Below are 24,053 nucleotides of genomic sequence, written 5' to 3' on the forward strand. Positions count from 1 at the left end.
CCTCGGGGCTTCCGCTGGTAATGGATGCCCCGAACTCTGGCTTACAATGGCGAATACGCCCTTCAAAATCTTGCCGTTCGTCTCGCCCTAACCCCGCCTAAGGGGTTTTTGTCTTTATTTGCTCTTAATTCGCCAGTTCGGTAACCAACACCTGACCGAAGGGTCATCCAATCGAATGTTCTCTGTAGATCTGGAACACTCCGACCGATATTATTAGAATAAGGAGTGTGGGAAAGTGATTACGTTCAGCGTCAACGAGAGAAGGTTCCATGAGGAAGACTTTAAGAAAATTGCTCACCTGCTAAAAGAGCTTAAAGATCCTCATTGTGATGATTATAAAAGAGTAGCCATTAGTAAGCTGGTCATGGACTGTTTAAATGGCGAGATGAAGGAAAATATCCAAAGCTACAGTAAATATGGCGAGAAGATCAGTAACGATGAGGTTATCGGTAAGTCGAGAAAGCAGATCGGTGATGAAAAAGTATCAGATTTGAGACTAGATGCACCCACCAGATCTGGACGGGGTATCGAATTGCCTGATAAGAATATATCGATCGAAGACGAGGCGAAGGCTAAAGAAGATCGTGAAATCCACTTCAAGGTGTTCATTATTGTAGAAGCCCATCTTAAGGAATTAGGGGAATCCCTGTTCGATACCATCGATCCATTAATTAATGCAACGCTGGTTCCGACCAAGACAGTCGTGAAGAAACCCAGAGTAGAGAATAAATTCGAATCCAGTCGGAAAATGGCTGATGAACTAGTAACTAAGTACAAAAATTGCCTAGCCGATATTAGTGTCGAGCCTGACGGAACACCACTAACCGATGAAGTAATATATTACTTAGAAAAACGCTCTCTTATGGAGCTTGTTAGGGTAGTTTTTAAGGACAAGTTCCTTTGGGAAAGACTTGAGATGACCCTGAAACCGAAAAAAAACAGAAACATTCTAGTTAGAATGTAGGCGTGCTTCGGAGATAGCTATCCCCGATCTCGGTCAGCTGGTAATGCTTCAGGTTATCGTGAAGGAACACATCAACCCTGTAACAGCTAGAGCAGGGGTATCTCATGAGCCTGTCCCAATAAACTTAGAAAGAGAGTAGCTGCAGCTGCTCTCTTTCTATTTTCAGCTAGAATGAGCCCATAAGCTGGCGTTACACGCACAGCATATGCTCACGAACCTGTCCAATAGACGTTGTCCTCCGATTAAATATGAGCTTATTAACTACGTGATAAGGACAGCTCAGCACAAAATGAGTTTATTACCTACGTAATAAGCACAGTTCTTATGAAGATGAGTCTTTTTCATGCAGAGTAAGAACAGTTTGCAAGAAGTTGAGTCTTTTTCGTCAAACACAAAGACATGTTTAGACGAGAAATCACTCCACGTTCAAGATTCACCCGACCACCCAGGCAGATTAAACAGAATTCCCGACCTAACCAACTCGCTAATTAGTATTCGGTCATCCGCGAAGTACAAACCCCTAAAAATCAGTAAAGTCGCCCCTCGGCTTCGGATCGCCCCATTCGGGGTAGCCCTCTAATTGCCTTGCCATCGCTTCGCCCTCCAAAATCGCTTCACGCTTGTCCCGCCTCTTTTCCGCTGTTACCTCATCACCCTCCCCTTAATCGCTTGTCTGTGCGCCCCACGGTCGCCTGACGCTTGGTATTCGTATTCACGCCCCGCTTAGCGTTGTCGGAACGGGTCGGTTTGTGAAAATAATCTTGAAAATTGTACAGTAAACTACTTGAATTAACTGATAATTTATGTTATTATAATTATATAAAAGGAAATTAATTACAGTAAAAAAGGGGGAGGTTGATCGATATGACAACGGCACTTTGTATCGCGGGTATAGTTTGTCTCGGTTTCGGCTTCACAACTTTTAGATTGACACTAGATGCAGAGTCTGTGGTAGTAAGAAACATTTCTGGAGCTACCACTGCCGCACTACTGGTCACATTACTGGCAATCTACACAGCCATTTAAGGGGATGTATGGTTATGAAGTTGGGGTATGTTAGAGCAAGAACAAAAAAGGAAATTGATGCATTTATAGAACAGGCGCAGCCAGATAAGCTTTACGTGGACTTGGCTGATGAGTTTGGCGCATCTAAGGGGCTTCAGTTAGCTGAAATGCTCGAAATGGTCAAAGCGAACGACACTATTATTGTTCGGGGGTTCATTCAGCTGGCTGATGATATTGGTCAATTAAGTAGATTACTCTCCACTTTAAACTCAATCGGTTCAAATCTAACGATTCTTGATGAAGATGATGGTGGACTACTTTTGGATGATCATAGTTTGAAGGTTGTTGATTATCTTGATAAATTTACCGCAGCCAAAGAAGAAATTGTCTCAACCCGAGAAAGTAAAGTTGGTCGTAAAGCACTGGAATATCCAAGTAACTTTTATGATGTTTACAAGGATTACCGCTTCGGAGATATGAAAGCGGATACAGCGTATAGGGCTTTAGGGTTGAAGTATAGGGCTAAGTTCTATGAGTTGATTAGAATGTTTGAAGCGTAAGAGAGAGACATAGAGATTTTCAGGGAGGAAGGGATCGCAATGCTTACATTTAGCGCAAATCCAACAGTCGATCAAGTCCAGAAGGCAGCTTCTGCTGTAGTTCCGAATAAGTCTATCAAACAGCTTAACGAGTTTGAACGTATAGGTCTGAGTGAGGGTTTCGTTAAGATGGCAGAAGGCAAGCTAACAAAGCCTGAGTTCAATGCTGGAGCTTTCGGACGCACCATCGAGCGTAATGTTAAAATGTCGGTAATTGATCGGGAAGTGCCTTTAATCTCGTCGGAAGAATATGAAGCTGGCGTTAGAGGGGTATCTGAAACTTATGTTCAGGTCGACTCTTTTGCCAATAATGACTCTTGGTTGGAGAGCTTGGGCTTGAATATAAGCATGGTCAAAGAAGTTTTCGAACTGGTGGAGGATCATATTGTTGAAAGGGAACGCCCAAGTGGTAAGCGTTACGTAACGAGTTTGAGCGCAACCATGAAAAATGCCCTTGCTGGTAACTGTCGCAGCATGACGACTCTCTCCCGTCTGGTTCAAGACTATAAGGACTTCACCTTCTTACAAGTCCCGCAGTGCAAAATTGTAATGATCGACTTCTTGAAGGACGTTAATTCGTTGGGAGGACTCATCGAATACATCTTAAGGCACCGTAAACTTGGCGAAGCACTGGGTCTTTATGACAACAATACTCATACAGCTTAAGGAGGTCGTTTACCATGATAACTATTGCTGAAACTGTAAATCCTAAATCTTTGGAATTGCCTTCCTACATTGATGATTTGAACGGCAAACCTACATTCTTGATTCCTTCGGAGAAAAATAAGGCGTGTTGGGCAATTCTCAAGAATAGGAAGCATCTCCTCGATAATGTTGAACATTCATCGTTCGAGCGTTTCACTTTTCTTGTGGATCAGGAGCAAGGTTTCTTTGGACGAATTGATAACAGAATTCGTGAGCTTCTTAAGGATGGTAACAAACTCTATTCTCGGAAAAAGCGCGGATATAAAGAAATGACACTGATCTATGCAAATGGCGTGTTCTATCCCACTAAGAGAAAAGGGTTAATGGTGAGTGGACAGGGATCAGGTGACGATAACGAATATAAGTGTTGCACCCTTAGGAAAGGAATCATTTTGAAAGATCATCAAATGATCGGCTTGTTCAAGAACGGAGAAGTCGGAATGCTAGGTATCGATTCAATTTATGAAAACAATCACCTTGATCTTGACACATTTAATAATTCTGCTTCGAATCTTATCTTAGGAACCAAGAAGGATAATTTGGAACATAGGAATTATAATCTCGAACGTAACGTACTTGTAAAGCGTAGAGGGCAAATCGTTTTCAACGTGTGAGTGTATAAACAAGACTAGTTAAAGGGGATTCAGTATAGTGGGATTTAAGTTGAATATGGTGAATGGCAAGGAGGTGTCGATAGTGGATACCTCCTTTAATTATACCTATGGAGGGGTTCTCATGAATAAGCCGGTAATGAAATTTGCAGACAGATGGAAAGCAGCCGAAAAGTTGGTAACGGAGCAGCTTGGTATCGAGCGGATCGGCTTAAGGCTCATTGGTTCAGACGAGGTAACTGAATATCAGCGGCAGGATGGGGTTCGCGGTATTAAGCTGGCGGTCGATCACTACCGAGAAGGCACAACTAAACCTGACGGTATTAGTATTTACTTTCACTTTGACGATGGTCAGGACGTCATGGTAATTCAGCAACTCGCTTAAATTGACGAGAGCTCCCACCAGTTAATTGCATGGGAGCTTTTCTTATGTTTCTAGACCCGGTAATCTGTATTGGAAGGTCATCCAGACAACCTTGACATTAGTATCATCCTCAGCGATCCGCCTTTTGTTCCCTTCTCGCTGCATCAGGGGTAGCTCCTTAAATTTCTCCCGAGCCTGGGTAGGAACCTCGTGAGTTGTATCCCTACATGGACTCCTCTTTACCACATGCTCAGAAATTCATGACCTACATTCGCCGCGGTGGATAGTTTTACGTGCATGAATAGTATTAATGATAATTTTCCGTTGGAGCTTGAGGCACTGCTGTTGAGGGATAATTTATAAAAAGCCCGAGATGCCGTTACATGAACAATGACATTTTTATAAAAAGCCCGAGTGCTCATTATAAATATTGAGTTACAGCTAATGATTTTATAAAAAGCCTGAGTTTCGATTATAAAAATCTCGAAATAGCCTAGGACATCTTATAAAAATGCCGAGCAGCGATTATAATTGCCGAGTTACAGATCAACATTTTATAAAAAGCCCGAGTGCTCATTATAAATGTTGAGATTAACTTAGATAATTTATATAAATGTCGAGCGGTTAATTAAACTACTGACATGGTTTCTTTACGTCAGCTACATTTTCTGAGGAGCTTTATTCGCTAGTCACTACTTCCATTTAGGTCGGCATTGACCTTGATAGAATGGGGGCAGACCCCTGTTAATTTCTAATTCCTTGATGCTGTTGTTTTTATGTCACTTCCATTGTGCTACCAGCAGTTCTTATTTGTATGCGGTCATAACTCATCACTCAGTCAGAGATTATTAACAGACTAGGGAACACTACTGATTCCATTCCCTCGTTTTATGTTGATTCAGATCGATTTTCTCAACACTCTCCTCATACAACTCCTGTAAACACACATCATCCCTTATTTTATTGAGCTATGAAATTTGAATTGATAAGGATTCAACTTCAAGAGTATACGACCAACAAAAATAACTCAAAGTATAGCCTACTTAGAAGTCTTACTTAGAATTTCGATAATAATTTTCACTTCCCAATTATCCTACGGCGGTTTTTTCCTTGCGGCTCTAGGGTTTCACGGAAGTCTAATAATAAACCAAGCGCGTTAACGGGTTGAATACCGTTTTAGTTTCTAAGTCGGGCTAATGAAGGCTCTATTCTGCTGGTTTAACTTCACTTAACTAAAAGCCTGGGAAGGATGATGTGAGATGGGCAAAGTTCAAACTTTAGTCTCGACAGATATTAGTCGTTGGACTAAGGAGATTGAGCAGATCCAACGTAAGGCGAATAGCATCGGCATAACAAATCTGGAGCGAGTTGTTTTGCAAAGAAAGGTTTCGTCGTACCTCGAAATTATCGGGTTCTTCTTTGTTCTTATGAGTAATGCATCACCAAGACAACATAAGCTGCTGAAAATATGTCTAGAAGGTCGCAGATGCACTGAAAAGGATCTAGCTGGGACAGGGATTGAAAGTGTAAGGAATTTATATGCAGCTAGTGTTGCTGTTGTATCTAAACTTTCGAAGACAGTTTTAAACCGAGAAATGGTTGATTACCTTCTTGAGGCTAACAGCATTGAGGAGATCGAGGAGATTGAAAACTGGTTCACTGAGAATGTTAGAGAAAACGATAAGCTACTTCTCGACTTGATTACTTAAGGGAGGGGTAAAGATATGCCTAAAAAGAATCGCCAAAGTGTATTCCGCGAGCTGGAGTCCCAACGAGAAATCACAATTCAATTTCTAAACGACAACGTTTTTGCAAGTGATCATAGGCTCCATAGGGCAAAGTACAATGGCATAATGGAGCTTCATGATTTTGTCTATTCATACTCTTGGGTTAAAAGTGAGGAAACAAAGGAACGTTTGAAGTACTACTTTGAAAGAGCAGATCTTAATGCAATAAAGACAGCAGACCACTTCACGATTCCAGTAGAGAAAGTGTGGAGCTCAATAAAGTACTATTCCGATATACTTTACGATATTGTTGGCGCATCGCTGAAGGCAATTGTCCAGTCCGAAAACATCGAGGGGGTTGAGGATGCTTTACTGAAATTTCGCCGTTTAGCACAGAAGAAGGTTAATCTTGAGGACTATTTCCTAGCACCCTCGCTGTTCCCAGAGCCGAAGTTTGACTACGGTATTAAGCTTGAGGATTGCTCCGAAGAATTGAAGTTTCTGAGGACGCTTACTGAATCTTGCGTCAAGGATTATTTAGCAAACAATTTCGACACTCAAAGGATTTCGCATATTCTTGCTATTTTAACCGATAAGACAGGTGTAGCAAGGGAGTGGAACGGGTTAAAGAAACTGTTCGAAGGTCAGTTTAGTCTCTCAGCCGAGGGTGACCCCCTAGATGTTGAACATCAAGTTGCTCAAATGCAGAGTTGGGTATCGAGACAAAATCTATATGTCAGGTCTGGTGGAGATTTTACCGAGTAAAACCGTTATCCCTACCACATTTAATGGAGGCGATTGCTATGGCAAACACATTTGTTGTAATTAAACAGACAATTAGTTTACTCAATACCGAGAAGCGGTTCTGTCGAGAAGTAGCTAGGTCGGAGTTAATTCAGGAAAAAGCCGATGCACTTGAAGAGATCTTTGGTTTCGCTAGGGAGTATGTTGCTTCTGCCAATCACCAGTTATTCAGCACTGTTGGGGATCGACTCTATTATTATTTGACCGAAGGGGACCTGAACTACCAAAAAGTTGCTGATCGTTTTGGGGCTTCAGTCGAGGTGGTCGCGGGGAACGTACATTATGCATCGAGAAAAATTGAAAGTTTGGTTGGTGACCAGATCAATCGAATTAAATATGCCGGTGATATCGAAGCTGTTCGGGAGGCTTTAATGGAGTTCTATGATATTAGGAAGTCTGTGGTCAATCCACTCGACCTGCCTAATGTTTCAGAAGAACTGTTGAAGTCCCTAAGTAAAAGGAAAAAGTATAAGGCAGGAGGCGTTGAAGTTGCCAAGAATTTATCGCCAATCATCATTCCATGAGTACCATCATCCAAATCCGAAGGACGGTCGAATCATCGAAATGGTATCATTGGAAACTCATGACCAGATCTTCGATATCGTCTATGCCCCATATACAGATAAGGGATTCTCCACATTCATTTATTCTGTAGTTAATAGTCGACTTAGTACTTATCATGATGAGTTATTTGCTTCATTTATTGAAGGTGTGCTAACTGCCTGTGCAGATTTAGATACTGGTATTACTGCTGAAACTAACGTAACATACCAAGAACTTGTAAAGTGCTTATGTTTCATTGCTATAAAGTCGCCATTTGTCACTGCTCAGGAATTCAAGTTCTTCCGTGGGCAGGATCTACTAGGAGGGGCGGGGGTATTTAGCTTAATTTCATCGTATGGTCTAATCGATAAAACGCTTAGGGACTGGCTTGGTAAACTAGCGCAATACCAATTAGAATCATTGAATCCTTGTTTGAGATTGATTGTTGCCATCACCCAACCTGACGGCAGCTGGCAGCTGGCTCACGGTCGGATCAACGTGCATAAAGATACAAATAAAAATTATGCTAGCGTAAGGTTTGAAGTATTTAACCCAAAGGATTTAGTCGACTCGTTATTCAGCGGGAAAACCAAGAAGGATACGCCTCATTATTCATTTGATTCAATTATTCTTTTAGCTGGCGATATGAGTTTTTACAAGAACGATACCTTTATTTTGTAAGTTTTTCCGGACTTCGAAATTATCCTGTAGAGGAGAGGTTGTTATGACTGAATTAAAAAATAGCCAAGAGTTTTGTCCTTACTGCGGTGCAAATCTTCAAGGAGCCCCCATTCCCTTGGAGAGCCAGAAGAACTATGGTGCAACTCATTTCTCGAGGAAAATTGCTTATTATGATGAAGTGTTGGATCGGACAACGGCGTTTATCTGCCCCGACTGCGGTGGTCAGTGGAGTCGGGACGTTGACTTAAAACGCGGCACTCCGCAGTAAAGATTCACAGTTATTCTTTTGGTCATGATAATTGATTGGTTGTTTACACAGGTAACTTGGAATTTTTGGAGTTCCGGTAGGCGAGCTGGACTTACCGCTCATGACGTTTATAGTGCTATTCAAATCTGACTTGGTAGTTTCCTTATTGAGATCGTTCCGATGTAGTACGAATTTAGTTAAAGGCTGAGCGCAGGTGTTCCCTTAGGGTATCTGCGCTTTTTCTTTTGGCGATTTTTTAACAATTTCAAGAGTATGCCAGTAATCAAAATTATTATTCAATAAGGCGGTTTCATGTAATGGGCTTTCATAGGAGTGGGAAGGTAAAGCTCTTTAGATGTTATAGAGACCGTAAACTACCTCGAGAGGATGATGCTTTAATGATTAAGGGGAAATTGGAAGCTTTCTCGAAAGTATTTATTCTGTCTGCAACTGTCGCCATGATCCTTGCCGCGGCACCAGCAACTATGGCAGCTCCTGCTTCACCTAGCGGTTCGGGAACAACATCCGATCCCTACGTTCTTGTTAGCAAGGAAAATCTAGAGTGGTTCTCAAATAAAGTGAATGGTGGAGCTGTTACCGCAAATGCCAAGCTTGGATCCGATATTGATGCAAGAGGATTGAGTATGGACCCTATTGGCACATCTGACCACCCATTCACTGGGGTATTCGACGGACAGGAGCATCTTATTAAAAATTTGAAGATCGTTAAGCCCAACAGCAATAACGTAGGCTTATTTGGGTTTACCGAGTACGGTTCAGTTATTAAGAACCTCGGTCTCGAAAATGAGAGTGTGTTGGGTGCTTCATTCACTGGAGGCTTGGTCGGACGTAGTTACAGCATTATTGAAAATTGTTACACAACCGGTTCAGTATCGTCCAGCTACAATGGATTCAATGTAGGTGGACTTGTAGGTAATAATCACGGGATAATTAAGTATTCTTACTCAGGTGCTGATGTTAGTGCATCATTTATTCGAGCAGGTGGTTTAGTTGGTCAGAACGGTGGAACACCAACTAAAGAAGCTGAAATTATTGATTCCTCTGCAACTGGTTCAGTTGCAGCAAGGGGGATGGTGGGCGGCTTGGTTGGTGAGAACTGCTCGTTCGGATCAGTAACAAATTCTACTGCTTCAGGAGGGGTATCTGGTCGAGATTTCACCGGAGATGTAGTAGGTCGAAACGTACCTTGGTAAGGGTAGCGATCGTACCTGTGTATATCAATTATAGCTAAAGTTTAAGAGATAATTCGGCAAAATAATCACTACTAAGTAACCAGAATTTCTTCTCATTGGCTACTACCGAACTCTCCCTTCTTGCCCACGTTGCGATCTGCAGCGTGGGACTTTTTATTTGAAGTTGTTATTTTTCATTCATTGAGAATAAAGAACTTTAGGAGTTTTTTGAAGAGCTTATTTATAGTCAATAGAACCCAAAATCTATGAATTAGATTGTCGATTGCAGATTTCCTTAATTGTTGTGGAGTGTGACTTATCTTATGAGTGGGTTCTAGAAAGGAATTTTTGGTCCTATATGCACACAAAATTGGAGGTATTGAGCTTATGGCTAAATTGATGACTAAAGCGATAGTAGGAGTAATGTACAGTCGCAAAACATGGACAATTTATAAGGCGGGTGTTTGGTTCCTCGAAATGTTAGCATTCACAGTCGCTCTTATGGGTGTTACTGTAGCTTCCTTGCTACTGATCTTTAACACAGGGGGGCAAGTAAACTTCGAGGTCTCCGAAACCATGCGCAATACAGTTGTGGTTTCATGTATGTTCCTTGCAGGTATATTTGCTTATTTCAGAATTATGAAATTTAAACCGGAAGAGAAGGTAAGGAAGGCTCTAGAAATTAAATAGATTTTAGGGGAGTGGCTATACAATGAAGAAGGGGTCATTTCTTTTTTTACTATTAATTGTGTTCTCTCTATTTACTGGAGCAGTAGGGGCATTTGCAGCAAACGATGGTAGTTCAGATATAAAGAGTATTCAAATACCGATTGGTGATAAGAAGCATATGAGTGAAGTTTGGTCAAAGATGGGGACAGATGGTGAGTACTTAAAGTTGCAATTTAAAGCAAACTCAGGTGTTGAATCATCTGATACCCGACTACTGGTGTATGATGACAGCAGCGGTGCTATCAAATTCAATAGCACTAATTTTAATGCTGCAACAGAAAAATCCCGTAAAAATGCATTAGGTATATTCATTGAAGAATTGCAGAAATCGCCTGTATCGACACAAACCCAACAAAACATCATCGACACTATGTCATCTTATAACAGTGATGTCTCAGTTTTGTTGATACCGTTGGTAATGGATAGTACGAAAGCGGATGTATTCACGGCTATGAAATGGTTAAACCCAATCTTGCCAGTTGTTCGCGTTATTTTCGGTATCGGTGCTGTTTTTCTTTCAATTTTTCTTATTGGTTCAACTATTCTAGACCTTGCTTTCATAGGACTCCCCTTTGCCCGAGAATGGATGGATGCTCGTTCAGAAAGCAATGGAAAGCCGCGATTCGTTACAAATGACGCATTATCAGTTGTAAAAGAGACAGAAGCTTCTCTTGATTCATCTGGAGGATATAAAAATGCTTATGTGATTTACTTACGAAGAAGAGCCCTAACGTACATCGTACTTGCTATCTGTCTGCTCTACTTGGTTGTCGGCGAACTTGGTGGTCTTATCGCATGGATTTTGAAACTTGGTAGTGGAGTTGTTTAAGTTGTAAAGGTAGCCCCTTCTTTGGAAGGGGTTTTCTTTTTGTCCTGGAGTGTAGCTGATTTCTCGAACTATAGTTTCCATTGATTTGTATATCGTGACCTTGATCCTGCAAGACAGGATTTTCTTGCCCTTAATCGTCATTTGGGGTATATTGGAATCAAGTTAATAATTCGGAATGCGGAAGCACCGCAGACATTGCCTTTATCGGGCGAAGTCTGCGGTTTTTTGCGTTCAATAACAATTTGGAGGCGTTGTAGATGAGTTGTGTATTTTGCCAGAAGGAAGCTGAAATGCTGTTCAATCATTTAATCCACGACATGGGTTCCCTTTGCATGGATGATTACATGAAGCTCCACGGTTGCTGTGGGGTGTGCTCGAAGAGCTTCATGCCGCCTGAGGTTCTTCCAGACACAGATTTCCATGTAGAAGCCACATTCATCAGTACGGGCGACAAGAACATCATGGTATGCGACCAATGCTATGGTGCGATCAAGATGGAGTTCTCCGTTATGTTCGAGGAGGGGTAAATGCGAATCAGCATTTGACTTTCTTTCTCTTAGACTGTTCAATTACAGATAACAGCTAAAGTCGAGCGGAAACCAATGATGTATCGAGGAGGCAGGAAGTTGTTTATCATTGAAGCTCACAACGGTAGCCGAACTTGGATATCAGGTATCCTTCGAGATGAGGAAGCGGCGAAGGATTATTTCAATTCAATCCCCGAAGATTTGAGGAAATTCCAGAGTATCATTTCGGTAAGTAAACTATCTTATCCGTTCTACATTGTTGAGGAGCGGAAATCCTTCAGATACGTGAACCGAGCCGATGTTGAAGGTCTTTTCGACAGAATCAGTAAATTGGACGATGAGGATCATGTTTACTTCAACCTCTACTTTATCACTCAGGATTATCGTCACTCGGAGCCAGGAGTGGATTATATGGGGATCTTGAACCATATCCATATCGACAACCGATTCCTTAAGAATTATCAACGATACGGGATAGACTTATTGGTAAGGAACAGAATGGCGTAAGCTCCTCTCCTCACCCGCTCGAATAAGGGGTAGGCGAATTTCAAGATCCAACGGGGACCTAAATACATACTACGTGGAGCTGATATCTTGGAACGTATCAGCTCTCCCTTCATATAGCCCCATGTGCGCCACATCCCCGCGCATGGGGCATTTTGTTTGAATCACCCGTCCACCCAAGCAGAGATTGAATGCTTGATCGGTAGTCTATCCTATTCTGTTGTAGATTTCTGTCGACTTGATGGAAGGTATTGGGAGGCAACCTGTTGAATTAAGGAGTACAGATACGGCTTCGGGCTATAAGGGGGTTCCTGCTTTGAATGATGAAGATCAGCGGGTTAACGAGGAGAAGTTAAAGATAATGGATGTCCTGAAAGGTCTATTTGGCGAGAGCGATTCGCTCGATGATCTGAAGCGAATGCGTAATTATAAGCCGATCCCTTTGAAGCGGAAAGGTGATATCGAATACGAGGTTAAGTATCAATCGTCTCAGATTGAGGGTGAAGGTCATCGTGTCCTCAATGTCGTGACCAACAAGTATAACGAACAAGTCATCGTATATCGATTGTATTACGATGACGATCAAGACGATATCAATATCAATTTGCGTATTCGGATCATTACAGATAAAGGCGTAAAGCTGGCTGACCCCAATATCTACTTGCACGTATTTCAAGAGGAACAGCGTATTGAGATAGCAGACATTCGTATTGAGGGAGCTCACGTTAATCGCGGCTACGGCTCCATTGTCATGAGCGAGATCTTAAAGATCGCTCGCCAGTTAGGTATCAGGTTCATCGACGGTTGGATTTCCGGTGTCGATTGGGGTCACATTGAACGGTCGGCTCACTTCTATCGGAAGTTCGGATTCGATGTCGAGCTGAATGAGGGGTCTGGAAAGATCCTTTGGTTGAATGAGGAGCTTGGGGCTACTCGGGAAGAGTTTGAGCAGTTATCAAAAGCTGATACATTTGAAATCAGTTAGACAAGACTAAAGCTTAAATGAGGTGAAGATCATGGAGATTAGAATTGAACAGGAAGAACTTCTTCAAAAATCTAAGGAGTTTAAACTCTTTTCCGGTCCATCTTTGACTAGAGTATTTAATAAGACAGGTGTAGCAGGTTATGAAATTGGTACACTTGGATCTGCAGGTTTACTGAAATATAAGGATAGATTTTTTGTTGTTACGGCTAAACATGTTGTCACATTAGGTAATGAACTACTTCCTCTCTCTGATATCGTGATTCCTTACAAGTATCAAGGCGGAACAAATGCATTGACTTTATTGAAGCAAGCAGTTGATTTCGATGGAGATATAGCAATCTTTGAAGTTGCTCAAACGTCTGCAGTATTTATGGAACAGGAACAAAATAAATGTTTCTTGGAAGATGGTTTGATTAATGAAGGCCCATTAGGTTACTTTGAAAACAAATCCAATGTTGTATTTCTGCATGGTATTTCTGGAGAAGGAACCGATGTCGATTATGGTGCATTCGTAGTTGATATGACAACGACACCTTATACGACTTTTATTGATCGAGTTGATGAAGCATCGCAGAGAATAGTATTAATGGCTGATGTGGATGGGACTAATGAATTTGGTCAGACAGGGCATCCACTGCCCGATTTTGGTGGGATGAGTGGTTCATTTGCTTATTCTTATCAAAGAGAAGATACTGAAAATCCATTTCGATTGCTTGGTATATTATCCAATGGCAATAAAGAGGTAGGGTTCCTATGGGTCATACCTATAAGTGAAGTGGTTGAAATTTTGGAGAAGGAATTCTTCGGTAATTAATGGGGTCGAGTAGAGTGCTGCTCGGCTCTTTACATTTTAAGTGGGGTTAAGCTCCTGTAGGTCTATCACCCTACAGGAGAAGGGATTTAGTCATATTTTGGCGAATATTTACAGGCGGAATTATACATGTTGGAGGTAGTTTATGGTTAAGAAAGAACGTTGCTTCTGTGGAAGCGGGAAGGCTTCGAAAAATTGTCATCGGGTCGCTTCTGACAGTCGTGCGGCACACCTATTCAAACTTTATGAGCAAGTTGAAACTACAGTTGAATCATATTTTAAGCATACTGATAATACCCACCAGTGTTTCTCGGGATGTAGTAATTGTTGCAGCGATTTCTTTACAGTCTCAGAGGTTGAGCTTGAGATAATCATGGATGAAATTCATACTACATGGACTGAGCAGGAAATTATCAACCTATATAAAAAAGTGATGGATAATGTCCGGGATTTTCAAGCTGAACATCCAGATTTAGATAATGCAATCCAGACCCAGCTTGATTACGAGGGCAACTTAAATAAGTTCAAATCATTTAAAGGTGGTAAAACTAGAACAAGCTTCCCATGTCCGCTTCTTAACGAGGAAAATGGAAGGTGTTCAGTCTATAGCAAACGCCCAATGGTTTGTAGAACGCATGGAACCACTCATTTTAAGTTAGACGAGAAGCTGAATTCAATAGAGAGTACAGTGTGTGAATATATCCCGAGTCGATTACAAAATAATGATATTACACCTGATGTGACTGACTTACAGACAAAGTACGAGGAAATAGTAAACGTCACAGCTAAGCAGGGATCGCTTTATATTCGGAAACTCCCACTATTTTACGGTATTTATACTTTCGCTTCGATGCAGCGGTTTAATCCTATCAAGCCAACGGTTGTAAACCGACACAATTTAGATATGTCGATTCAAGAAAGCAATTCGATGCAGCTTAAAAAGGCAGCGGCTATAAAGTGAGTTTACAAGGGAGTTACGGTATGGGGCATGGAAAACTAATCTTCATTAGACGAAGTCGGATCAATAGCTATAAAAGGCTGATTAGAGATGAGTGGGATCATTACTTCGACCTAAAAAAATAAGGGTTAGAGTTAATGATTTTGATTTAAAGGGTAAATCAGTAAGTTTTTATTTCCATGCAGGTAATTGTCATGTTTTTAAAGATTCCTCGAAGGGGTGCTCATTATTTCTTCAAGGTCTAGAAGATTTAGAAAAGCACAAAGATACGGATAAATCGAATCCCAAGCATTGTCCATATGTTAATCAGCTAATGAAGGAAGAACCTGAGCGTATGTTTCCAATAAATCTCTACAAGTATAAATGTGGTCACTACAGTACAGGTCAAGGGCAGCACAGGTTTTGTATTTCTGGCACATTAGGTAGATCCATACCTACGGTGATTTTGGGGTTTGAAGATCATTTGAATTGTGGTTCATGTTCGGAGGAAAGTTGTTATACTCTCAAATCTTTTTAATTGAAGGAGATACTTCAAGCTCATGTATACAATAAATCTGTTTGAATCATCTATGCACTCTACTCATTTGAATAACAATACATACATAAAGTTTGAGTTCGATTTGAGAGTCTCAGAAAACATCCAGTTTTATGAAATCTCTCTGTCTGATCAAACGCACAGGTTTCAAAACATTTTGGACATTCAGGTATCATCAAAAGTTAACTCCACTTTTTTGAAAAAAGCTGTTGGAGCAATCCAGTCCAACATCCGAGTATTCAATCAAAGCTCTGGCTATAGGGAATGGGATTGGATATTTGACTCAAATGATATCTCTGCCATAGAAGGAGTTCGTACTGGTGATCTGTATTTCACAATTGATGTTAAAGCTATTGTAGAAGTTAGGGAGAACGGAAATAAAATCATTCCGATAACCGGCAGCCAACAAATAAAGATACCTGAGTCTGATTGGATTCGGTTCATACATTATTACGGGTATTCCACCAAATACGGAGTAAGCCTTCCTACAGCATTGTTAAACGACAAAAGTTGGATTCGAGCATATGAGCAGCTTGATATTGCTCGTGAGCATATGCAGCGGGGCATGACCTACGATGCCCTTCGACAGTGTCTCTCCGTAATTGAATCGTATACGGATATTGGAAATGGTCGTGGGGGTCCATATAGCCCGAAAGTTTGGGAAGAGTTTCTCAGCGATATTACAGAGCAAAAAAGAGAGGGAATAACTGGGTTGTTAACTGGGGTATCTACTTACTTAAATAAAGTTGGACATCATCGCAACTCAAAATTAAAAGATAACGGAAATCTACCTGCTGTCCCAGTTGACCAGTATGAAGCCGAGCTAATGATAGGTGTATCCCATCTAGTAGTTGCATATTTAGAAAGACTGAGTGGGGGAAGTGACAAATGAAAATTAAAAAGGTGAAAATCCAGAACTTTAAGAGCTTTTACGGGGAGTTCGTCTTAGAGCTTAGTGAGGGAATGAATATCCTAGTCGGGAATAATGAGGCTGGGAAAAGTACTATTCTAGAAGCGATTCACTTAGCACTAACTGGGCTTATTAATGGCAGACAAATCAAAAATGAGTTAACACAGTATTATTTCAACAATACAGTTGTAAGTGAATACTTAACAAGATTGGAGCAAAGACAAAGCCACGAGTTACCTTACATATTGATTGAAGTATATTTGAGTGGCGATGATATAGCCTTGTTAGAAGGTAATGGTAATAGCGATCGAGCAAAGGAAAGCGGAATCTCACTTAAAATTTGTTTCGATGAAAAGTATCAAGCTGAATATGAACAGTTAGTAAGCAAGGGAGACGTAAAAACACTCCCCATAGAATATTATGATTTGGTCTGGTCTACATTTGCCAGGGAGATAATAACGACAAAAAGCATTCCACTAAAGTCTGCCATGATTGATTCGTCAAGTAATCGATACCAAAATGGATCTGATGTTTATATTTCCAGAATTGTTCGGGACAACCTAGAGCCTGAAGATATAGTGGATATTTCCCAAGCGCATAGAAAAATGCGAGATAATTTCATGGGTTCAGAATCCATTCAAGCTATTAATGCAAAAATTCAAGAAACCGCTGTTCTAACCGGAAAGAAAGTTGAACTTTCTGTTGAGTTACTTTCTAAGAACGCTTGGGAAAACAGCTTAGTGACGTATCTTGATGACGTACCCTTTCACTTCGTAGGAAAAGGCGAGCAATGTATTGTTAAAACTGAGTTGGCTCTGAGCCATAGGAGAACAAGAGAAGCTGCGGTCATCTTAATTGAAGAGCCTGAAAATCACCTATCACACACTAAATTAAATCAGTTTATTAGTAAAATCGTGGGGAATCAGCAGGACAAACAAATAATTATCTCTACGCATAGTAGTTTTGTAGCTAATAAATTGGGGTTAGGTAACTTGATATTGTTAAACGAAAAGAAGGCAATAAAGCTAAATGACCTAAAACTCGATACTAAGGAGTTCTTCCAGAAGGTTGCAGGTTATGATACCCTTCGGCTTATTCTTTGTAAAAAGGCTATTCTGGTAGAGGGAGATTCCGATGAACTAGTAATTCAAAAAGCATACATGCTTTCAAATGAAGGTAAATTACCTATTCAAGATGAAATCGATGTTATTTCGGTAGGAACTTCTTTCTTACGTTTCCTAGAAATCGCGGTATTGCTTAATAAACCTGTAACAGTCGTTACAGATAATGATGGAGACGTAGAGGCTGTTAATAGAAAGTACAGTGACTATCTGGGTGATAGCGCAAAAGAAGGTATTAAAATATGTTTTGACCCAATTGTAGATGAAGGTAATTTAGTTATTGGAAAGAGCCCTTTTAACTACAATACATTGGAGCCAAAACTGCTAAAGGTTAATGAGCTCAGCAAGTTTAATATTATTTTCGGAACAGAATACGCAGACGTTGATGAAATGCATAGATATATGAAGTCTCATAAAACTGAGTGTGCATTAAAAATCTTTGAAACGGCTGAATCGGTTGTATTCCCTGAATACATCTCTGAAGCTATAAGGTGATCAGTATGAAGACTAATAAACTGGTTATCGCAGCAGCCGGTTCTGGAAAGACAACTTTTCTTGTAAATGAAGCATTAAGTCAACGTGAAGGGAACGTACTTATTACAACTTATACTCAAGCTAATGAAGCTGAAATCCGAAAGAAGTTTGTAGAATTGAATGGATGCATTCCATGCCATGTCACAATTCAAACTTGGTTTTCTACTTTGCTACAACATGGAATCAGACCTTATCAGGGTGGGTTATATGATGAGCCAATTCGAGGAATGCTTCTAGTAAATGAACCATCGGCTTTGAGATATGCTCAGGGAGCACGTAGGGTTTACTTTGGTGAAGCTACTCACTTTAAACAACATTACTTTACAAGCGACTCAAAAGTTTACTCAGATAAGATTTCTAAATTGGTTATCAGATGTAACGAAACAAGCGATGGCGCTGTTTTTAAGAGATTAAGCAGCATCTATTCGCATATCTTTATTGATGAAATTCAAGACTTAGCAGGCTATGACTTGGAGATTGTAAAGCTTCTATTGAAGAGCGATTCAAGCATACTTTTCGTAGGTGATCCTCGTCAGGTAACATATCTTACCCACATTGAAAGAAAATATGATCGTTATAAAGAAGGGCGTATCAAAGAGTTTATTCAAACAGAATGTCGCAGGATAGATTGTGATATTGATGAAGACTCGTTGAATGTATCCCATAGAAATAATGAAGTAATTTGTAGTTATTCTTCAAAATTATTTCCTGAATATAATCCATGCCAGTCAAACCAATATGAGGTGACGGGACATGACGGCATCTTTTTAGTAAGAAAACAAGATGTTGAACATTATTTACAAAGCTACAACCCAGTTCAATTAAGAGACAGCGTTCGAGAAAGCGTAAATAAAAATTACAAGAGTGTTAATTTTGGCGAATCTAAGGGTCTTACGTTCGAAAGGGTATTAATATATCCAACTCAACCCATTATTAGTTGGATTAAGAATAACACTTTTGACTTAGCTTCTACGAGCCGTTCAAAACTGTATGTTGCGTTAACTAGAGCGAAGTTCAGTGTGGGAATCGTCTATGACTATAACGAAGAGACTGATTTTGAAGGACTTAATAAGTATGTGATCTGATATTATTAAATGAAGGTAGGACAGGCTGTGAGCTCTAATATTGATAAAGAGGCGATTTTTGAAGAGTTTTTTGCAAATAACCCCGAGAAGTTCAATGTGAATTGGGAGGTGCATTCAAAACAAGAATGGGTCGCAACAAATCTTCGATGCGATGTAATCTATAGAGATAAATCTGATCACACTCTCCATTTAGTTGAGTTCAAAAGACATTATGCTGATTTTCCGAATATCTCGCAGGTACTTGAATACTATTCCATTTTGATGAATAAAGGGGTTAAAATCACTAAGGTTTATATTGCAGCCACGGGTTTTTCTAAAGAATTACTTTTAGCGATGGACTATGGTAACATTCAACCATTAAACATGAGTCAGTTAGAAATTAGAGAAGCAAAAGATCATACGGATGAGCAGATTGAAGGAATATATAATGAACCGTTAGTTGAAATTACTTCACATATTGGAACTTTTCCCGAAATCAAACATACTGTCGAAAACAGTGAACTATATTATCAACAATATCAAAGTAATTTTAAAGATACTCCTCAAACGCACTTTTTTGAAATTTGGGAGTATAAAGTGCCAGGACCAGATGGTTACTATTTATTATCAATTAAACATGCGGGGAATGCATATCATTTCAAGCATAAATTTGGTTTCATGCAGGGGACTAAAAGAACGATATCTGATTCTACTAGAAATTATGCATGGGATTTCCTTAAGGACAATTGTTTAGAGGAACCCTATAAAAACATCATTATTCGCTCGTATGTTCCGACCAGAATACCTAAAAGAAGAATGGATCACAAAAAGAGGATCGATTCGTTTTTGAAAGTAGATGTTAATCCGGATTTGCACTAGGTGTTCTGCACCCTACAGTTGTTCGGATAGAGGTAGATCTGGACGAATTACAAGATCTAACGGTTGATCTAAATACATTCGAAGTGGTGCTGATAAATTCGAAAGTGCCAACTCCACCCTTCAGATAGCCCCATGTGCACGGAAGCACATGGGACATTTTATTTTCAGCACCTACTCACCCAAGCAGAATGTGGCTGAAAATGGTTATTTAAGTTAGAATTGAAGTATCCATTGTCGGGCGGGGGTAAAGCATGAAAGGCAAGAACCGATACATTCTCGATAGCTCCTTGCTTGAGAAGTTCAAGCAAGCCGTAAGCGATCATGACGATTTCCTGATTAACACATACAGCAACTACAACGGCAAGAACCTATGGAGCCTAATTTGCTCTGCGAAGGACTGGCTCTCCGTCAGCGTGAACGGGTTGCCGTACATCGACTTGAGCCACTCTCATGACGATGTTCGTTCATTGAATGTTCTGCAGCTGATAACGACATACGATATTGTCCTTCAATCCATCGAGCAGCTCCATCGCGTTTTTGATATCGAACACCCGTTAGAGAAGGACAATTCGGTATTCAAATCGGCTGTTCCCGACGATGCGTATTTTGCGCAGATCCGGGCATGCTTCGGGGCGCATCCGGTCGACTTAAGGAGTGCTGATGGAACGAAAAGTACGGACAAGTACTTCGCTTCTTGGTCTAGCGATGTCAGCAGCAGCATCGGGGATAACGATGATTATTCTGTGTATCTCTACAGCAACAATCCCGATATGGTTCAACCTATTCGCTTCTCAATGAGCTTCGCCAAAATTCATGAGTATACGATTAAACGATACTCCCTCTTATCGAACGTGATCAGCGTAATTGAGAAAAAGAACGGTATCTTTATCGAGGAGCAGCGGCAGCGCCCGATCTCGCGCCACCGCTCTGATGTTGTCGAGCAGCTCCAAATTCTTTTGAAGGAGAACAGTACTCGAATTCGTGAGGGTGATGGATTTCATTATGACATCCAGACGCTGATCGAGCTGTTCACTGCTCCGCAAGACTTTCCCGAGCAAGAACGGCAAGAAGTAGCGCAATACCTGAATTCATTGCATGTATTAGTCGGTGAGCTATACGAAGCGTTCCAGAGCATGTCCTTCGGTGAAGATGGTATGGAGCATGGACACCTTCTGCATTCGAGATCCGCTAAGTTCAACGGGCTACACTACGATTTGGAGAAAGTGTTCGAGTATCTGAATAATCCGTATTTCAGGGCTGATCGAGTCGACTATCACCTTAGGCGTCTTATCAGTGAAGGGGTTCTACCGCCCTACGTTAGTCGGCAGACTAACAAGCTCGACTTGCAGCTCTTGCTCTTGGCTAGGCTTACCGAGTGGAGCTAGGTAGCTCATTTTGCTTGTCCCCATTTCCGCTTAATGGTATGGTATGAGATATGGATTTAATGAAGGAGGGTGAGTCTTTTGGGGAAAATAACTCCTGGAGTCAGAGCGATAATTGAGAAGCACCAATATGATCGGAAACTGCGTAAATATTCCGATATGCATTTTTTCAACGATAACTCCTATTTCCGAAGGGTCAATACCAATCGGGACGTTGAGGGTGCTAAAGCCGGGATTTACAATAGATTTGAACAATACAAGAAGGTCTACCCTCTTGTTCGAGACGATATTGAGGATTTGGAAAGAGCTGCAGCACAGTTCGAAATTGCAGTCAGGAAAGTCATACAGAATTTCGATAATCCCAATACTGACTTTAACTTTACCGCAGAAGAGCTTCAGGGGTTGATTGACTCAGTATTTGAATGCCAAGACAAAGTGAATGAAGTAGCTGTCAGGAAAGCAATGCAGGACTAACTCATATTAGCTCAACCGACCACCCTACCAGAGGGTGGTTTTCTTTTTCCCATCTTAGCTGTAATCTCCGCAAATCCTCAGGAAATCGGACTCATGAAAACTTTTCCGAACAATTTTTTCAAATTGCTTAGAAAACCGCCCTTTTGGTGCAAAGAAAACCTAAGAAAAAACATTATACATAGGAAGTTATTTTACGCTTAGGAGGGCTGTTTTTTGCAAGTTAAGTTTAATGATCTGACTGTGGGGGTAGAGATCGAGTTCAGCGGTATAACACGACTTAAAGCCACCCAAGTCCTAGTGGAGTATTTTGGAACCACCTACGTTAGATACGGCGGGTGGGAAAACGAAGAGTTTACCGTACCAGATCAACAGTCCCGAATCTGGCAGATCGTAAAGGACAACTCCGTCGACGCTGTGCGCAAAGGTGAAGGGAACACCGTCATCCCCATAACAGAGGATTATAAATGTGAGATGGTCACTCCGATCCTGCAATATGCGGATATCCCGATTCTCTTAGGCGTTGTTGCATCATTAAAAGCGGCAGGCGCCATAACCGGCGCAAACTGTGGGATTCACGTCCACATTGGCTCCGAGCTTTTCAATGCGAAGTCATTGAGAACATTATGTAATTTGGTATACAGGCATCAGTATCTGCTATCGACTGCCCTTAGCGTTAGAGAGTCGCGCAAGCTCCAGTACTGCGCTGATCTTTCGGAGGAGTTCATCGAGAAACTGAACAAAGTCAAGCCGCAGACATTTGAAGAGTGGAACGAGGTCTGGTATTCGGGGTTTAATGCGCTTGAGGCGACCCGATCCCTGCGAAGGAACGAGACGCGCTACAGAATATTGAATTTACATAACCTGCTGTCGGGAAGGTTCAAGGCGGTTGAGTTTCGATTATTTAATGGTTCCCTCGATATAATTAGGATAAAGTCGTACATTCAGCTTTGTTTACTTATAACAGATAAAGCTTTTCAAAGTAAGAAGGCAATAACTCGGATCGCCATGTCGGACAATAACCGTTTCACATTTCGAGTATCATTGCTCAAATTGAATGCGATTGGCTCAGAGTTCCGCGATATGCGCTTATTGCTCTTGAAGCAGCTGAGCGGCGATTCTGGCAGACGCCGACCTAATCCCAAACCAGAACCGGTATTGAGCAACATTATATAAACCCAAACCATTTCGAAAGGTTGATAAAATATGAGTAAGCGAATTTTGGTTGCAACTTATGGTGTTCTGATGAATTCCAAAGAAATGAAACGTCATGAGATTAATGCATATGGAGTAGCGAAAGGCGTAATTGAGAGGCACGACTTACAATTTCGAGGTCTACCCTCACAACCTAAAGGGCAGCCCATAATTATTGAAAAGCCCTATGGTATAGGCTCACGTTACCAAGTTCCGGTATTGATTTGGTCTATCCCCGAAGAGAATGAGGGCATGCTTGATAAAATCGAGAGTTTCAATATTGGAAAGTTCATTAAGAAGTACCTTCCAGTAAGGATTGATGCTCTCTCTGTAGAAGGGGTTGTGGATGGGGTTCCGAGCGATGAAGTAACTGCTCTTGTCTATATCCCAGATGGGGATCGTATTTCTAAGCAACTGACCTTGCCTGACATTAATCTTATGTTTTCTGCATACCAGGAGCACGGTATCGACACTGCTATTCTAGTTATTGCAGCTATCGCGGCGAGAACAGCTTATGAGGAACGAGAGTTTGAGGCTTATGAAAAAATTAAGGAGTGTTTACAGTCGACTAAACTTGATGGAGAAAATCCTGAGATAGTTAGCCATATCCTGATCACTAAGCGGTTGCTAGGAATAGTTACGGCAAAATTTCCGTTTGGAAAGGGTGACGAAAATTGAAATTCGTGAAGACCCCAGGAATTGAGCGAGTTGGTTGTAAGGACTGGAAACTGGTGATCTCCATCGTCATAAGGTTGTTCGAGGATAAAGAACATTTCATCTCATTTGAGCCAAGAGCCGGCGGAAAGACGCGAATCACCGATGGGAATGAGAACGAGTTAGCGATAGTCGACAAGTTGCTTTTTCCCGATGACGTGAAGGTCTGGGCGATCTATGGGAACGATGAGGTTATGGAGTATTTTACCTTTCTTTTACCAGAGGAGTATTAACTGGGGTATCCTCTGAATTTTGCTTCTTTACCGGGACTACGAACTAAATCCATTCATAAACAATTCTCAAAAGCGCAGCTCCCTTATTTGGGTAAGCTGCGCTTTTACTATTTCTTTTTCCATAAGGTTCAACTTCATTTCCAATCGACCTAAGTCATTTTCAATTTTCAACAGCTATAAAGGGAGTTAGTTTACAGCTGTATAGAAATAAAAAAGCTTGGCTAAGGGAG

The 24,053-nt window shown here is 41.0% G+C and carries 27 protein-coding genes; all 27 read left to right on the forward strand.

Going from position 1 to position 24,053, the window contains the following annotated elements; genetic code table 11:
- The first annotated feature begins 235 nt into the window (after positions 1-235).
- The 27 genes from B1728_RS24215 to B1728_RS24345 all read left to right on the forward strand — a co-directional run bounded on the left by B1728_RS24215 (position 236) and on the right by B1728_RS24345 (position 23,823).
- The gene (locus B1728_RS24215) at positions 236-964 is read left to right on the forward strand and encodes a hypothetical protein (protein WP_079912997.1); all 729 of its coding nucleotides are present in this window, start codon (positions 236-238) and stop codon (positions 962-964) included.
- Between the two features lie 1,040 nt (positions 965-2,004).
- On the forward strand, positions 2,005-2,529 hold the full coding sequence (locus tag B1728_RS24220) for a recombinase family protein (RefSeq protein ID WP_079912998.1): 525 nt from the start codon (positions 2,005-2,007) through the stop codon (positions 2,527-2,529).
- 39 nt (positions 2,530-2,568) lie between these two features.
- A complete protein-coding gene (locus B1728_RS24225; RefSeq protein WP_079912999.1) occupies positions 2,569-3,234 on the forward strand; it encodes a hypothetical protein in 666 nt (221 codons plus the stop codon).
- Positions 3,235-3,248: 14 nt separating this feature from the next.
- Complete coding sequence (locus B1728_RS24230) at positions 3,249-3,887, forward strand: hypothetical protein (RefSeq protein ID WP_079913000.1); 639 nt, start codon at positions 3,249-3,251, stop codon at positions 3,885-3,887.
- Between the two features lie 121 nt (positions 3,888-4,008).
- Complete coding sequence (locus tag B1728_RS24235; protein ID WP_144027989.1) at positions 4,009-4,269, forward strand: hypothetical protein; 261 nt, start codon at positions 4,009-4,011, stop codon at positions 4,267-4,269.
- Positions 4,270-5,507: 1,238 nt separating this feature from the next.
- Entirely contained in the window at positions 5,508-5,957 is a 450-nt protein-coding gene (locus B1728_RS24240; RefSeq protein ID WP_079913002.1) for a hypothetical protein, read from the forward strand.
- Between the two features lie 15 nt (positions 5,958-5,972).
- Complete coding sequence (locus tag B1728_RS24245) at positions 5,973-6,740, forward strand: hypothetical protein (protein ID WP_079913003.1); 768 nt, start codon at positions 5,973-5,975, stop codon at positions 6,738-6,740.
- A gap of 38 nt (positions 6,741-6,778) precedes the next feature.
- Complete coding sequence (locus tag B1728_RS24250) at positions 6,779-7,303, forward strand: hypothetical protein (protein ID WP_079913004.1); 525 nt, start codon at positions 6,779-6,781, stop codon at positions 7,301-7,303.
- A complete protein-coding gene (locus B1728_RS24255) occupies positions 7,269-8,003 on the forward strand; it encodes a hypothetical protein (protein WP_079913005.1) in 735 nt (244 codons plus the stop codon). The genes B1728_RS24250 and B1728_RS24255 overlap by 35 nt, the downstream gene beginning before the upstream one ends.
- 43 nt (positions 8,004-8,046) lie before the next feature.
- On the forward strand, positions 8,047-8,271 hold the full coding sequence (locus tag B1728_RS24260; RefSeq protein WP_079913006.1) for a hypothetical protein: 225 nt from the start codon (positions 8,047-8,049) through the stop codon (positions 8,269-8,271).
- A 377-nt stretch (positions 8,272-8,648) separates the two neighbouring features.
- Positions 8,649-9,464, forward strand: a complete 816-nt coding sequence (locus B1728_RS24265) for a GLUG motif-containing protein (protein ID WP_179136181.1) — start codon at positions 8,649-8,651, stop codon at positions 9,462-9,464.
- A 366-nt stretch (positions 9,465-9,830) separates the two neighbouring features.
- Complete coding sequence (locus tag B1728_RS24270) at positions 9,831-10,133, forward strand: hypothetical protein (RefSeq protein ID WP_079913008.1); 303 nt, start codon at positions 9,831-9,833, stop codon at positions 10,131-10,133.
- Positions 10,134-10,155: 22 nt separating this feature from the next.
- Complete coding sequence (locus B1728_RS24275; protein ID WP_079913009.1) at positions 10,156-11,001, forward strand: hypothetical protein; 846 nt, start codon at positions 10,156-10,158, stop codon at positions 10,999-11,001.
- 257 nt (positions 11,002-11,258) lie between these two features.
- Positions 11,259-11,528, forward strand: coding sequence for a hypothetical protein (locus B1728_RS24280; RefSeq protein WP_079913010.1), 270 nt, complete (start codon positions 11,259-11,261; stop codon positions 11,526-11,528).
- Between the two features lie 99 nt (positions 11,529-11,627).
- On the forward strand, positions 11,628-12,035 hold the full coding sequence (locus B1728_RS24285) for a hypothetical protein (protein ID WP_079913011.1): 408 nt from the start codon (positions 11,628-11,630) through the stop codon (positions 12,033-12,035).
- A 313-nt stretch (positions 12,036-12,348) separates the two neighbouring features.
- Positions 12,349-13,017 (forward strand): GNAT family N-acetyltransferase, encoded by a 669-nt coding sequence (locus tag B1728_RS24290; protein WP_179136182.1) that lies wholly within the window; start codon positions 12,349-12,351, stop codon positions 13,015-13,017.
- A 31-nt stretch (positions 13,018-13,048) separates the two neighbouring features.
- Positions 13,049-13,831, forward strand: coding sequence for a hypothetical protein (locus B1728_RS24295; RefSeq protein WP_079913013.1), 783 nt, complete (start codon positions 13,049-13,051; stop codon positions 13,829-13,831).
- 142 nt (positions 13,832-13,973) lie between these two features.
- Positions 13,974-14,789 (forward strand): YkgJ family cysteine cluster protein, encoded by an 816-nt coding sequence (locus B1728_RS24300; RefSeq protein ID WP_079913014.1) that lies wholly within the window; start codon positions 13,974-13,976, stop codon positions 14,787-14,789.
- Positions 14,790-15,325: 536 nt separating this feature from the next.
- Positions 15,326-16,213, forward strand: a complete 888-nt coding sequence (locus B1728_RS24305; protein ID WP_079913015.1) for a hypothetical protein — start codon at positions 15,326-15,328, stop codon at positions 16,211-16,213.
- Positions 16,210-17,847: an ATP-dependent nuclease gene (locus tag B1728_RS24310; RefSeq protein WP_079913016.1), complete on the forward strand. Its 1,638-nt coding sequence runs from the start codon at positions 16,210-16,212 to the stop codon at positions 17,845-17,847. Before B1728_RS24305 ends, B1728_RS24310 begins: the two co-directional genes overlap by 4 nt.
- A gap of 5 nt (positions 17,848-17,852) precedes the next feature.
- Entirely contained in the window at positions 17,853-18,971 is a 1,119-nt protein-coding gene (locus B1728_RS24315) for a UvrD-helicase domain-containing protein (protein ID WP_079913017.1), read from the forward strand.
- Between the two features lie 27 nt (positions 18,972-18,998).
- Positions 18,999-19,829, forward strand: a complete 831-nt coding sequence (locus B1728_RS24320; protein ID WP_144027991.1) for a hypothetical protein — start codon at positions 18,999-19,001, stop codon at positions 19,827-19,829.
- A 251-nt stretch (positions 19,830-20,080) separates the two neighbouring features.
- Complete coding sequence (locus B1728_RS24325) at positions 20,081-21,214, forward strand: hypothetical protein (RefSeq protein WP_079913019.1); 1,134 nt, start codon at positions 20,081-20,083, stop codon at positions 21,212-21,214.
- Positions 21,215-21,292: 78 nt separating this feature from the next.
- Positions 21,293-21,685, forward strand: a complete 393-nt coding sequence (locus tag B1728_RS24330; protein WP_079913020.1) for a hypothetical protein — start codon at positions 21,293-21,295, stop codon at positions 21,683-21,685.
- A 213-nt stretch (positions 21,686-21,898) separates the two neighbouring features.
- On the forward strand, positions 21,899-22,858 hold the full coding sequence (locus B1728_RS24335) for an amidoligase family protein (RefSeq protein WP_079913021.1): 960 nt from the start codon (positions 21,899-21,901) through the stop codon (positions 22,856-22,858).
- Between the two features lie 30 nt (positions 22,859-22,888).
- Entirely contained in the window at positions 22,889-23,554 is a 666-nt protein-coding gene (locus tag B1728_RS24340) for a gamma-glutamylcyclotransferase family protein (RefSeq protein ID WP_079913022.1), read from the forward strand.
- Entirely contained in the window at positions 23,551-23,823 is a 273-nt protein-coding gene (locus B1728_RS24345) for a hypothetical protein (protein ID WP_079913023.1), read from the forward strand. The genes B1728_RS24340 and B1728_RS24345 overlap by 4 nt, the downstream gene beginning before the upstream one ends.
- Positions 23,824-24,053 lie beyond the last annotated feature (230 nt).

This window comes from Paenibacillus sp. 32352 (assembly GCF_002042965.1).
GTDB lineage: Bacteria > Bacillota > Bacilli > Paenibacillales > NBRC-103111 > Paenibacillus_S > Paenibacillus_S vulneris.